Consider the following 13,618-nt stretch of genomic DNA (forward strand, 5'->3'; position numbering starts at 1 on the left):
TGTTGAATTTGTGACGATTTTCTTCCGGGTCGGCAAAGAGTTTCGGGAACTGTTCTCCCTGGTGGATAAATGCGCAGCTTATTGCCGCTTTCTGCGTGTATCTGTGACAGAGTGTCACATAACAAACCTTTTGGCTGTTTTGCGACGCGATGGGCGTTTTCCACCGAATAGTGACGTTTGACAGCAAGCGCGCAGCAAGTTTCAATCGTCGAACTGTGTTGGCAATCACATGGCTAATGCCATGTTGGCCTGCTGGGTGCCCCAACTGTTACTTCGCGAGGAGATCGTCCATGAACACATCGTCATCAGCCGTGGTGCGGCGGAAAAAGATCGGGCTGGCATCCGTGTCCGCTGTGTCGACGCTTGCATTGGTCGGTGGAATTGTCGCCGGTTTGGCAGGGCCGGCAACGGCGGCGCCGGCGTCGGCGGCCGCCTTCACTGCGCCGATGTGCGAAGGCACGCAGACCTCCGTCAACTATCCCTACGCGGACGACATGGTTATCGATGGTGTGCGCCTGGATTACTACAACGCCGGAAATGTGGTGCCGCTGTACTACAACAACGACCAGCGGTCACCTGCCCCTATCTGTGGTGTGCGCGACGTCCCCGAGGCCAGTGGTCCACAGTCGGAGTGGATGTACTGCACCGACATGAAGGAAGAGACGTGCGATGAGATCTCGCCTGATGGCGAGCCTGGCTACAGCGATGACGGGCAGTTCAACGTAGTAGGACCGACGCTTCCGGTCGGCGGCAACGATCGTCTGACTCAGGAACAGGAACTGCTCATCAGCTACCTGATTCAGAATCCCCACCCGTTCACGCCGGGTGGCGTCGCTGATGATTCGACGGCTCAGAACAGGGCAAACCGTCAGCTGCTTATCTGGTGTGTGTCGGACAAGGATTATCTCGAGGAAACTAACGCCGTAGTCGATTGCGACGCCGATCTTGGTCCCGCTGAGCAGGCTCGCATTCTCGGGATCATGGATGTGACACCCGCCCTGAGTATTTCGCTCACAGACCCGGCGAGCGGCACTCTCGCCAGTGGCGGCAAGGCATCATTCACGGTGTCCACCAACATGTACGGCAAGCCGCTCACCGTGAGCGCTCCCGCAGGCGCAACTCTGGAACTGTGTGACCCGAACGCAACTGTGCAGCTGACCGGAAATAACCTGGTTGTCACCGGTGAGGGCAATGATCCGACTGACGTGGCGTTGTGCGTCACGTCCCCGGGTGCAGGCGCGGTCAAGGTATCCGTCTCCGGCGCACCCAGCTCGTTCGAGAGCATCCACTGGAACAACGCCGGCGCCGAGTGCCAGGTTTTTGCAACGTTCAACACCGTCACCCCGGCCAAGCTCCAGGGTGATGCCACAGTGACCTTCGATGCGGCTCCGACCACGACGCCGTCCACGACTGTTCCGACGACCACGCCGGGAGCTCCGACCACGACGCCGTCCACGACTGTTCCGACGACAACCACCAAGCCCAACGTGATCATTCCGATTATCCCGATCATTCCGGTGATCCCCGGAGTGCCGGTTGCCCCCGCTCCGACCACGGTTGCGGTACCCACCCCGCGTGTGGTCACGCAAACGACCCCGAAGGCTCCGACGGGTGAGCGTCCGACCTCCATCGACGGTGGCGCCGCTGATGAGACTGCAGGTCCGCACGTCGGAATTGCGATTGCGGGACTCGGCCTGATCGGGCTGGCTACCTGCGGAGCAATCGCCGTCCGCCGCCGCCGCTCGTAGCAGCGGAAATCTGAACCAGTTTCGATCGAGCAGCGTCCGGTGCCGACACTCCCCGTTAGCACCGGACGATGCTCGTTCACGACAAAGGAACATCTTTGATGACGTCGATGAATCCGAATCCCGTACCGGATGAGCCAGGCACCAGTTCCGCGGAACCTGTGCGCAGGCGCAAGTCTCGCGTAGTTGCCACTGCGGCAATAATTATCGCGGTAGCTGTGGGCTTACTCATGACCTACCTCGGCACTCGGTCGGATGAGAGTACGGCGATACCGCCGGCGCCGACGGCCGGCCAATCGGCGCCGGCGGTGCTCGCTCCTGCTGATGCGCAGATGTCGCCTGCCACTTTGTCCCTCGATCCGCTCGGGGTACTGGCACCCATCGTCGATGCGAGAGTCATCGATGGAGCCTTGACCCCTCCCGACGACGTCAGTGAGGTCGGGATCTGGTTGGACGGTGCGTCATTGGATTCGCAGACGGGCACAACACTGATCGCCGGGCACGTGAATCTTGCCGGTCAGGGTAACGGTGCGTTGTTCGATCTCGGGACAGTCGAGCCAGGGCAGGAGATCCGCACGTCGGATGCCGCTGGGAACAGCACACGGTGGCGCGTGACGTCAGTGGTGTCGCGAGCCAAGGCGGACGGAATCGAGGAGAGTGTTCTGGCCGGGCCGGACGGTCCGCGCAAGCTTGCCGTGGTGACGTGTGGTGGGGAGCTGGAGTTCTCGGACGGGGTCGGGAACTACCAGGACAACGTGTATCTCTACGCCGACGTGATCTAGTGCCACGGGCGATCCCCCATGCTTGACATTGACGTCAATGTCAAAACACACTGTGGCGGTGACTGACTGCGAAACCTCGGAATGAGACTGCTGATCGCCAATCGAGGCGAGATTGCTCTACGCATCATTCGAACAGCCCGTGAACTCGGGATCGACACCGTCTCGGTCTACGCCGAGGATGACGCAGCAAGCCCACATGTCGAAGCTGCAACAGAGTCGTTTCCGCTGCCAGGCAGCGGTGCGTCCGCGTATCTGGATCAAGACTCGGTGTTGTCGATCGCCCTCGATTCATCGGTCACGCATATCCATCCCGGATACGGATTCCTCAGTGAGAATCCGGATTTCGCGCGGAAGTGTGCCAGCGCCGGCCTTGTATTCGTGGGTCCGAGCGCTGAGGTGCTTCGTATCGTCGGGGACAAGTCGCGCGCGCGTACCGCCGCCGTGGAGTCCGGCGTTCCGGTGTTGCCGGCCACGGCGGGCGATGCAAGCCTCGACGAGGTGCGGGAGTTCTTTGCGCGCCATTCGCGGGGAATCATGATCAAGGCTCTTGCGGGTGGCGGCGGTCGGGGCATGCGTGTCGTGCGCGATCTGCATTCTCTCGACGACGCTTACCGCGTGTGTGCTGCGGAGGCTCAGGCCGGCTTCGGCAGTGCCGAACTGTTTGCCGAGGTGCTCAGTGAACGTGCTCGCCATATCGAGGTCCAGGTTGTGTCGGCGCCCGGTGCGGCGGGTATCTGTGCGATGGCCCTGGGAGATCGCGATTGCAGTGTTCAGCGCAGGCATCAAAAACTTGTCGAAGTTGCTCCAGCACAAGGTCTTTCCGAACCTTTGCGTGAGCGGTTGCATGCCGCTGCGGCAAGGTTGTGTGCGGAGGTCGGTTACCGTGGGATCGCAACAGTGGAGTTTCTCGTGGAGGAACGAGGCTTCGTTTTCCTCGAGGTCAATCCGCGTATCCAAGTGGAACACACCGTCACGGAAGAGGTGAGCGGTGTCGACCTGGTTGCCGTGCAGTTGATGATCGCCGACGGCGTGAGTTTCGAATCATTGTGTCTTCCTGGCGGGATTACTTGTGCGGCAGGAGTTCCTGGGCATCAGGGAGCCGTTGCGACGGCGTCGGGTATCGCAATCCAGATGCGGGTCAACATGGAATCCATGACGCGCGACGGCGGCGCCTTTCCGGAAACCGGAACGCTCGACGTGTTTGCGCCTCCGAGTGGGCCGGGAGTTCGAGTCGACACCTTCGGTGCGGTGGGTTTGTCGCCGAGCACCCGCTACGATTCCTTGCTGGCGAAGGTGATCACACACACCCGTCGGGCAGATTTTGCTGCGGCGGTGCGCAAGTCGATTGCCGCACTTGACGAGTTCACGATTGAAGGGGTTGCGACCAACCTTTCTTTCCTGCGGGCGATCTTGTCGGAGAAGGATTTCCGTGACGGCGTCGTCTATGTCGACTGGCTCGAGGGCCGAATTGCCGATCTGGTCCCGGAGGCCCAGATCTCGGAGTCTCCCGTTGCAGTGCTGGGTGAGAGAGTGCTGCGCGCGCCGATGGCCGGAATCGTCGTCGAGATCGCCGCTGTCGGTGATGCCGTTCGCAAGGGCAGTCAGGCTGCCGTACTCGAAGCGATGAAAATGCAGCACGTGCTCACTGCCGAGTCCGATGTCGAGGTGATTCGGGTACTCGGCGGGGTTAGCAGGGCCGTGGTCGCCGGTGAGCCGCTCATGGTGGTGCGCGACGCCGCAGCGGCCGAGCGAGTGGAGCGTTCCGAGGAACTCGACTTGGATCTGGTGCGTGAAGACCTCGCGGAAATCCTTGCCCGACATGAGGTGACCTTGGATGCGGCTAGGCCGGAAGCGGTGGCCAAACGGCACAAGCTGGGTCGCCGGACGGCGCGCGAAAATGTCGACGACCTGATAGACGGCGGCAGCTTTGTCGAATACGGCGCCTTGACTGTGGCGGCGCAACGCAGTCGTCGCAGTGAAGAAGACTTGATTGCGAACACTCCCGCAGACGGATTGATCGGCGGTGTTGCGACCGTCAATGGTGTTGAGAGCATTGTTATTTCGTACGATTATTCGGTTCTTGCCGGTACGCAGGGCATGCGTAATCATGCCAAGACAGACCGACTGCTTGCGCTCTCCGCCCGTAAGCGTGTTCCCGTTGTGCTGTTCGCGGAAGGCGGTGGTGGTCGCCCCGGTGATACGGATGCTGGAGCCGGGTCAGGGCTTGAACTGGGTACCTTCCGGGCGATGGCAGCCTTGCGGGGCCGAGTGCCGTTGGTGGCCGTCGTATCCGGTCGTTGTTTTGCCGGCAATGCCGCGTTGGCGGGTGCGTGCGATGTTCTGATCGCCACGCCCGACGCCAATATCGGAATGGGTGGTCCGGCGATGGTCGAGGGCGGTGGACTGGGTACCTACCGCCCGGAGGACATCGGGCCGATCGACATTCAACGGCGAAACGGCGTTGTGCACGTGGTTGCCGAGAACGACGCTCAGGCAGTGGAATTGGCAAAGAAGTATCTCGGCTACTTCCAGGATGCGACGCAGCAGTGGACTGCGCCTGACCCTCGGTCGGCTCGGCATGTGGTGCCGGAAAACAGGCTGCGCTCGTACGATGTGCGGCGGGCCGTCGACGCGATTGCCGACGTCGATTCGGTCCTCGAGTTGCGGCGCGATTACGGCCGCGGTGTCGTGACGGCATTGATCCGGGTGGAAGGCGCACCGGTTGCCGTGCTCGCGAACAGTAGTGAGCATCTGGGCGGGGCAATCGATGCGGAAGCAGCGGACAAGGCGTCGGACTTTCTGGAACTGTGCGAGGCACATCGGATTCCGCTGGTTACGCTCTGCGACACTCCGGGATTCATGGTGGGGCCGGATTCCGAGGAACAGGCGACGGTACGGCGATTCGGTCGCTTCTTCGTGGCCGGTGCGAGGCTCACGGTGCCCTTCGGGACGGTGATCCTGCGTAAGGGTTACGGTCTCGGTGCCATGGCGATGGCCGGTGGATCATTCCACGCACCCGAGTTCACGGTGGCCTGGCCGACGGGTGAGATCGGGCCGATGGGGCTTGAAGGCGCTGTACGACTGGGCTTCCGGAAGGAGCTCGAATCCGTGGAGGATCCGGCTGCGCGGGAAACCCTGTTCGGTCAGTTCGTGGAATTGGCCTACGCCCAGGGCAAGGCGCTGATGGCGGCAACAACATTCGAGTTGGACGACGTCATCGACCCGGCGGATACGAGGAAGTGGATCAGGCAGCTTCGCGGGGCCGAAGGCCCTAAGCGGTAGTGGCAAGGGCCGCCGCAAGCCCGAAAGCCACTGCCATGAACACAACTTCGCCGATTGCGCGGCGAAGCGATCCGTCGGCGCTCATGCGGTGGGCTGCACTCGCGACCACCCACGTACGACGCCACCACCACCCCAGGCCGAGGAGCAGGGCAACGGCAACGAGCTTGGCGAGGACGACCCGGCCGTAGGCGGTGTCGACAAACGCGGTCACAGATCCGAGTCGCACGGCCGCGTTGACGGTTCCGGTGATGACCAGTGCAAGAACGCATCGCCAGGCGAGGGCGGAGTATTTGGGCAGCCAGAGTGCCCAGGCGCCGCGAGCGGGCATGGCGAGGGCGAGGGCGGCAAGGACACCGAACCACAAGCCGGCAGCGAGTACATGGATGGCGTCGAGGATGGAACCGAAGCTCTGCTGCGCCATGTGACCGGTGATGGGGCGGGTGGCGAGAGCAAGTGCGGTGACAACCAATGCCGGTGCGACGGGCGCTGTTTCAGGGTTCTTGAATCCGTATACGCCGTAGCAGACAACGGCAAAAGCGCACACGATGATGGCCGCTCCGACCCGGCCGACATTGACTTCGCCGACAAAGGTCGCGAAGTGACCGACGGTCAACGCGGTGATCGGTTGTCCGTCAGCGGCAGCGGCACTCAGTGCGAGCAAGGCGATTTCGGCGACCAACCATACGGCGGCGATGGCGGTGAGTTGTGTCCACATCGCGCCGTTGGGGCAAGCCGGGCGGCGCTCCCCCCGGCCCATCCAGGCGAGAGTGGCGATTCCCAGTGTCACGGAACCACATCCGATGGCGAGGACACGTACTGTGCTGGACGCTTCAGGGCCGGCGGGACTCGCCAATCCCCACGCGATCAGCACTCCCAGAAGTGCTGTGGGTACGGCAAACAGCAACCACCACCTGTTTGCCGTACCGCTCACGCGATCAGCTCGACTTCGGCTTGCGGAGCACGAAGAACAGTGCGCCGCCGAAGACGACAACACCGGCGAGGATGAAGCCCCACACCGGGATGCTGCTCGACGACGACTCGGACGACGAACTGTCACCAGCCGACGCGGCTGAGGTGACCGGCGTGCCGGGACCGGCCTCGGTGAGTGTGAAGTTCAAGGTTCCCTGAACTGGGTGGCCGTCGGCGGACGTGACGCGATACGCGATCGTGTACACACCGGCCGGTCCCAGATCTCCCAGGTCCACACTCACGGTTGCGCCTTCGACGGAGGGCTCGCCCTTGGTCCACTGGTCACGGCTGTCACCGGGGCCCGTGACGGTCAACGCCGCGAACTGCGCTTGCAGTGCTTCGTTGAAACTGACGGAAACGTTGTCCGGGGGAACTTGGATGGACGCGCCGTTCTCGGGGTTCGACCCGACCACCGCGGAGTGCGCGCTGGCTGTGCTCACCCCGAGCATGGACGCGAGCATGGCAAGTAAGCCGATAGTGACGACCTTCAGTCGTGTACTCATGAACGCTTGCTCCTCACCAAGGCGCCCAGGCCCAGTGCAGCGCCGAGCGCGCCGAGAACCAGTCCGGCTCCTCCGAGCCAGCGGGCGGTGTTGTCGTTCGATGATTCTGTCGCAGTTGTCTCGTCCGTGGCGTGGGTATCGGCGCTGCTTCCGTGCGCGTCGCCCGTCGAAGCCGCCAAGGTCAAGGACGGCGCCGGCTTGTCGGGCTCACTGCCGTCGGCGAGGGCGGCCTGATCCCAGTTGACGACGTTGCCGTCGCTGTACGTCTGCACCGCATTGAACGAGACCTCGTCCTGCGTGGGCAGCGGGCCGGCGGAGAGAACGAACTGCTGGAACTGGCCGGGGCCGACGCCGACACCGGGATCTGCCGTCCAGGTCACGGACTTGGCGACCAACGACGTCGGGTCCTTCTCGACGACGGCAGTCCAACCGGGCATCGGTTCGGTGCGCGCGGACTTGAGGTCGGGCAGTGCGACCGTCAGCTTGGTGGTGGACGCGGTGTCGGATTCAGTGGGCACACGGAACGTCAAAACGCTGTACCCGCCCTGGGTCGCGCCCGGAGCTACGACGCTGACGTGCGCTGACGCGATTCCGCCGGCGAGCAGGATGGCTCCGCCAGTTGCTGTTGCCGTGATGAGCGCACGCGAAAACAGGGTGTTCTTCATGTGGGATGTGTCCTCTTGGTCTGGTGAAGGGTTTCAGTGCGAGTTCTTCAGACCAGAGCGGGAGGTCCGCGCGGCGAAATGCCGGCGCGCAGGAGAGCCTCGACGGGGCCGAGGTGGTGCGTCGTCGGGAATCGGCGGATTCGCGCTGCGACGGGCGTCGCCGGCGCCGACAGCACAACCTGTACGACGTGGGTGACGACGCGGAACAGCCGCTCGGCAGCCAGCACGAGGGTTGCGCAGACGAGCGTGGCGGCTATGTGTGCTCCGAGCATCGCCAGCCCCGGAGAAGGGGAATGAGAATGCACGGAGAGTGTCATGGTGGTGTGCGCTGCCAGTTGGCCGGCGCCGAGAGCCGCAATGAGCGGCAGCGGTCCGCGGGTCAGAACGGGAAGCGTTCCGGTGATCGCTCCGACGGCCGAACACACCGCTATCAGCAGGGTCAGCGCCGACGCCGGCGGTACATCGCCGCCGGCCAGGCCGTGCGCCGCTATGGCAAGAGCGGTCGACACAGCCCCGACAGCACTACCCCGAAGGAGTGCTGTCGTGGGCGCGTCGGTGGACACTCGAGCAGGTCTAGCGGACGCCGAGGCGTGCGAGCAGATCAGCCTCAACGCCGTCGAGTTCGGAGGAAATAGCGTGGTGGGCGGCCTTGCGGCGAGCCTGCGGCATCTGCTCGGCCGCCCGCACAGCGGTGCTCAGGTCGCTCAGACGCTCACGGATGGCTGCGGCAAAACGCTGCGTCTCGGCGTCGTTCGGCTTGTGGCTGAGAATTTCGGTGACCGAGCTTTCCGCTCCCGCGATGCGGGCGCTCAGCTTGGCTCCGTGGCCGGTGTAGTCGCCCAGCTGGTCGACGGCGATGCCCATCTTCTGAGCGCGCGCGGTGTCCAACTGACCACGAACGGCGGTTGCCGCCCGATAGATGATCGGCAACAGAACCGGAGCCAGTAGACGAGCGACACCCAGGTACTTGCGCACCTTGGCAACGGTCAGGCCCTGATTTACAGCAGCCTTTTCTTGGGCCTTCAGCGTGGCGATCTGCGCCTTTTCGATCTTGTGCGTCGACTCGATCTCAGCCTTTTCCAGCTTCTTGATCGACTTGGTCTCAACCTTGTCGCGCTTGCGTTGGCTCTTGGCGTTGAGTTTCGCCTCGACCTCGGCCTTGTGCTTGAGAGCCTTTGCCTCCGCCTTGCGGGTGGCACGAGACTTTCGCTTCTTGAACAACCCCATCGAAAAGGACCCCGTTTCCAGGTGTTTGTGCGCTGCCAGGTACCTGCGCTTCGGCTTCAGCCTAGGGGAGCACATAATCTTCGTCATCGTGTGTTCCGATAAAAGCCCCGCGCCCCCGCTCCCTCTGATCGATTCAGGGGCGCTGACGCGTTGCCGTCACCGGGTGCGTCTCGACGGATTGTTTCCGGGCAAATGGGCGTCGGAGCCGCTCGACACGGGAATCAAGCAGCGTCAGGAATCGGCAACGGCCAAGCGTGCGGAGATCGCGGAGCTGGTGATCGGCGCCGCTCCTGATCGTTGGGTGCGGATCAACGCTGATCAGTCGACGGCGGCGCAAGCTCGCGACACACTGGCCGCATGTGAAGCCGGCGCCGACCGCATCTGGGGCGCCGTGTTGCCCGTCGAACGCGACACCGGCCGCAAGGGTCGATGCGAAATGCTGATCCGCGACACCGACGGCGGCGGCTATATCCCGGTGATCGTTGTCAACCACAAGGTCACCGACCCGGGGCAGGGCGCAATCACATCGGGACTGTTCGAATGGGCGCCCGCAGTCGATCCGAAGCGCAAGGTACGAGGCCAGGTTCGTGATCAGATGCGCGTCGCGCAGGTCTACCGGATGCTCGAGCGCCGGGGACTGGCAAGTCCGTCGTTGCAGGCGGGTGCGATCGGTTACAACGGCGACTGCATCCTCGTTCACGACCTGAGCGCGATTCTCGAGGACTACGACGAGCGCTACGACGACAGGATTGCCGTGGCGCGCGGTGAGGTGCTGACGTCTCCCTCTCAGATCAGTGAGTGCAAATCGTGCCCGTGGTGGACGGAGTGCAAGGAAGAGTTGGTCCGCAACCGTGACGTCAGTCTGGTTGCGGTCGGATCCCGGGCCGAGCTTCTGCGTGACGCCGGATGCAACACCATCGATCAGCTCGCGGCCTGGGAGGGTGAGCCGCTCGAGGATTGGCCACACGGAAACTTCGACGACGCAGTAGTGATCGCGAAGGCGTGGCTGACGGGCGCACCGTTGGTTCGACGCTTCGAGAAGATCTCGGTGACGCGCGCCGATATCGAGATCGATGTCGACATGGAGAGTTACCAGGAGCATGGTGCCTATCTGTGGGGAACTTTGCTCAATGTCGGTGGCTTCTCGATGTATCGGGGATTTGCGACGTGGGATCCGTTGCCGACGCGTGACGAGGCACGATCGTTTGCGGAGTTCTGGGGTTGGCTGATGGCAGAGCGTGCGGCCGCAGCGGCGTCCGGTAAAACCTTTGCCGCCTACTGCTATTCACGTTCGGCGGAGGATAAATGGCTTCTGGATTCTGCGCGTCGATTTGCCGGTGAGCCGGGAATTCCGACCAAAGAAGAGATTCGGGAGTTTATCGACAGTCCGCAGTGGGTGGATATCTACCAAGCCGTCAGTGATCAGTTCATCTGCCCGGAGGGCAAGGGGCTCAAAAAGATTGCGCCCGTTGCCGGATTCCATTGGCGCGACGCCGAAGCCGGTGGTGAAGCGTCGATGGCGTGGTACCGCGAGGCGGTCGGCTACGACGGTGAGCCGGACGAGACGCAACGGACGCGGATCCTGCAGTACAACGAGGATGATGTCATCGCCACCAAGGTCCTACGTGAGTGGATGACGGACCGCGCGGAGAAGGAAATTCCACTGGCCTCGGACCTGTAATCCGGCGGCCTCGACGTATACTTGGCGGGCGTTGCATGAGTCGGGGGGTCTGACTCGTACGTCCAGGGGGGATCGTGGGTACGTTTGCGGCCGATATCGCTGAATTGAAAAGCTTGGGCGCGGTGCTGCACGGGCTCGCGGATGAAGCTGGTCGGCTGAGCGTGGGGCCGTCGGCCGGTGCTCCTCCGGCCACTGGTGGCATGTTTGTCCCCATGGCGCCTGGGCCCTTGCTCGGGAATCCCCCTATTGCGCCTGCAAATACGGTGCTGACCTCTTTTCTCGAAGCGTCAGCGATCTCGCACGAGCTTGTCGAGGGTGTGCTGGTTCCCTCATTGCAGGAACGGTTGGGCGAGACCGGCGACATCATGATCAACGTCGCCGAAAAGTTCCGCAGTCGTGACGAGCAGTCTGCTGCCGAACTTGCCACCACGTACACCGACGCCACAGGCGCCTGGGTCGCCCAGGAACCCACCGCATGACCCCGACGCGTGCACAGATCGAGTCGTGGGATCCAGCGTCGCTCACCGCCATTGCCGACGCCTGGATTGCCTTGGGCAGCAAGGCGGAAGATCTGTTTTCCCGGTACCTCAGCAGTGTTACCACCGTGCACGGTGCTTACTGGGAAGGGAAGACCGCAGAAGCGGCTCAGGACAGGGCCGCCGCAGACAGGAAGACTGCCGGCGAGGTTGTCGATGCTCTCGAAGCTCTGGCAAAAACCGCACAGCAAGGCTTTCACGAGATCGACGCTCCCTTGCAGCGGGCCCGAATGGCTGTTCTTGCAGCAGAAGCGGATAGATTTGTGGTCTCGGACGCGCTTCTGCTCTCGGACACCGCGACCGAACCGGACGCCGCCCGTATTGCCCTGATGGTCGAACGGCAACGTGAACTTACCGACGCTGCAAATGCCACCGAGAATGCGGACAACACGGTGCGAAGCTCGCTGGCCGGCGCTCGTGACGGACTACGTGTGACATTCGTATCCGCAGCTACCTCGGGTGGGGAGCAGGGTAAGAGTGATTCTGATGCTCTGGCAACGCATCCGGCGTCGATGACGCCGGAACAATTGCAGCGGATCACGGAAACCGGCCACCTGACACCGGAACAGGCTACGGCGTTGGAGCGGGGTGAAACTGCGACAATTTCCGCGTCGCAGATGGAGTACCTCAATCAACTGGGAAGATCACTGGATGGGAAATCGCCCCAGGAGATCGAAGACCTGCTCTCGAAGTTGCCGCCCGGTGCGCAGGCTGCGGTCGCAAACTCGCTGCAGATACTGTCCAACGAGAACGTCAGCGCGTCGGTCGAGGGTGATCCGGACGTTCCGACCAAGGGCGGTCTGAACCTTCTACCCGACAAGATGCGAGAATCCCTGACTCGGGACGACTTGGTGGTAAACAGCTTTGAAGTAGTCGGCGGATCCGGCCTTCCCAGCATCGCACTCAACGGAGTTGCCGACAATCAGGCGATCGCCGACATCGTTTCGATGGGCGAGGATCAGTACAAGAGCGGCAGTGCCCTCGATAGTGCGCTTCTCGACGTGGGGCAGAAATATCTGGATGCGCAGGTCGCTCATGAACAGAACCCGGAACACAAGTTCGAGTACTTCATGGTCGACGGGCGTGGTACCCAGGACGTGGCGATCACCGAGCCGATCTTCGCCGCTGTGGGAGATGACAAAATTGCCGTCGATGCCGCTGTCAACAATCCAGATACCGGCAGCGACTTCGTGAAGGATGTGCTGTCCCACAACTGGACTGACGGCGGTAAAGCTGCGTCGACGCTCTTCGATTTCCCGGATGGTGATGCCACAGTGGAGAATCCGGATGATCCCAACGATGTGGCCACGGCAACTCGTGCCGGCAGCATCATGTCAGCTGTTGGGGAAGCGGTCAGTACCGACGACGCGTGGAAGTTGTTGTCCAATGTTCCCGAAGCCGAGGGCCAGTCGACTGGTCAGCTCAATCCCGATCTGTTGCAGACAGTTTCGAACAGTATGAGTCCCTATGTGTCCCATTTGGCCGGGGCAGTTTCTGAGAATCTTCCGGGTTTCGAAACTGTTGGATGGGCTGATCCGGACGGAAAGCATCACTTCAGTGGTTCGGCAAACGTGTTCGCTCTGATGAATACCGATGAAACCGCTGGCACGAACTTTACTCGGGCGGCGTATCAAGAGATGCTCGCGAAGCAGGGTGAGTATGCGCTGAACCCCACAGAGGGGAGTGCAGTCAACAAACTGGATACTGCAGGAAGACTTACCGGACTGACGGATGTCGGATTGCTTCTCGGCACCCAGGATGGTTACGACGACAAGGCGACCCAGGCAGCCGAAATATATGCGCGCAAGAACAATGCATATGGTGCCTTGATGAGTCTCGGAACGCTGGGAATCGGAAACTTACCTGGCGGAGATTACATCAACACTATGATCGGTGCCGGAGGAGATCCGTTGAAGGAGTCGATAATCGGTGCCCAGCCTTCAGGGCCTGATACGGCTGAACTTGCGGGTTTCGATTCAGCTCGGCAGGCGCATAATATTCTGAATGCGGCACCAGAATTGTCACCTGAACTCAAGAATGAATTCAAGTGGGCATTCAATCCTGACGGAACCTTGATGTCCTGGGATGGCCTTCTGGATGAAGTAGGGAGCAATACAGAAAAGTTGGGCGACATCGACACGATTTTTTCGAAGTTTGGTGATCCAACCGATAGACATGGTTCGAGAATGCAGGAAAGTTATGACGAGGTGACATTCCATGCTCAGTAG

Annotated in this window: 11 protein-coding genes; 6 read left to right on the top strand and 5 right to left on the bottom strand. The window is 62.0% G+C overall.

Features of this window, described 5'->3' with window-relative positions:
• Positions 1-290: 290 nt before the first annotated feature.
• The 3 genes from V2B23_RS08185 to V2B23_RS08195 all read left to right on the top strand — a co-directional run bounded on the left by V2B23_RS08185 (position 291) and on the right by V2B23_RS08195 (position 5,809).
• A complete protein-coding gene (locus tag V2B23_RS08185) occupies positions 291-1,748 on the top strand; it encodes a hypothetical protein (RefSeq protein ID WP_430949898.1) in 1,458 nt (485 codons plus the stop codon).
• A 98-nt stretch (positions 1,749-1,846) separates the two neighbouring features.
• Positions 1,847-2,527 (top strand): class F sortase, encoded by a 681-nt coding sequence (locus tag V2B23_RS08190; RefSeq protein ID WP_430949899.1) that lies wholly within the window; start codon positions 1,847-1,849, stop codon positions 2,525-2,527.
• Positions 2,528-2,608: 81 nt separating this feature from the next.
• Positions 2,609-5,809: a carboxyl transferase domain-containing protein gene (locus tag V2B23_RS08195; protein ID WP_430949900.1), complete on the top strand. Its 3,201-nt coding sequence runs from the start codon at positions 2,609-2,611 to the stop codon at positions 5,807-5,809.
• Here V2B23_RS08195 and V2B23_RS08200 read toward each other — a convergent pair.
• From V2B23_RS08200 to V2B23_RS08220, 5 genes are read right to left on the bottom strand one after another with little or no spacing between them, the layout of a single operon-like run.
• On the bottom strand, positions 5,799-6,740 hold the full coding sequence (locus V2B23_RS08200) for a CopD family protein (protein WP_430949901.1): 942 nt from the start codon (positions 6,738-6,740) through the stop codon (positions 5,799-5,801). The two genes, V2B23_RS08195 and V2B23_RS08200, sit on opposite strands and share 11 nt — an antisense overlap.
• 4 nt (positions 6,741-6,744) lie before the next feature.
• Positions 6,745-7,281 (bottom strand): copper resistance CopC family protein, encoded by a 537-nt coding sequence (locus V2B23_RS08205; RefSeq protein WP_430949902.1) that lies wholly within the window; start codon positions 7,279-7,281, stop codon positions 6,745-6,747.
• Positions 7,278-7,946, bottom strand: a complete 669-nt coding sequence (locus V2B23_RS08210; protein WP_430949903.1) for a YcnI family protein — start codon at positions 7,944-7,946, stop codon at positions 7,278-7,280. The genes V2B23_RS08205 and V2B23_RS08210 overlap by 4 nt, the downstream gene beginning before the upstream one ends.
• Positions 7,947-7,993: 47 nt before the next feature.
• Positions 7,994-8,509: a hypothetical protein gene (locus V2B23_RS08215; RefSeq protein WP_430949904.1), complete on the bottom strand. Its 516-nt coding sequence runs from the start codon at positions 8,507-8,509 to the stop codon at positions 7,994-7,996.
• Positions 8,510-8,519: 10 nt separating this feature from the next.
• Positions 8,520-9,173 (bottom strand): DUF6474 family protein, encoded by a 654-nt coding sequence (locus V2B23_RS08220; protein WP_045066229.1) that lies wholly within the window; start codon positions 9,171-9,173, stop codon positions 8,520-8,522.
• 124 nt (positions 9,174-9,297) lie between these two features.
• Between V2B23_RS08220 and V2B23_RS08225 the strand changes: the two genes are divergently transcribed.
• The 3 genes from V2B23_RS08225 (at position 9,298) to V2B23_RS08235 (ending at position 13,618) form a co-directional block, all read left to right on the top strand.
• Positions 9,298-10,854, top strand: coding sequence for a TM0106 family RecB-like putative nuclease (locus tag V2B23_RS08225; RefSeq protein ID WP_430950209.1), 1,557 nt, complete (start codon positions 9,298-9,300; stop codon positions 10,852-10,854).
• A gap of 74 nt (positions 10,855-10,928) precedes the next feature.
• Entirely contained in the window at positions 10,929-11,333 is a 405-nt protein-coding gene (locus V2B23_RS08230) for a hypothetical protein (RefSeq protein WP_430949905.1), read from the top strand.
• Positions 11,330-13,618 (top strand): hypothetical protein, encoded by a 2,289-nt coding sequence (locus V2B23_RS08235; RefSeq protein ID WP_430949906.1) that lies wholly within the window; start codon positions 11,330-11,332, stop codon positions 13,616-13,618. The genes V2B23_RS08230 and V2B23_RS08235 overlap by 4 nt, the downstream gene beginning before the upstream one ends.

The organism is Rhodococcus sp. 24CO (assembly GCF_050586165.1).
Taxonomy (GTDB): domain Bacteria; phylum Actinomycetota; class Actinomycetes; order Mycobacteriales; family Mycobacteriaceae; genus Rhodococcus_F.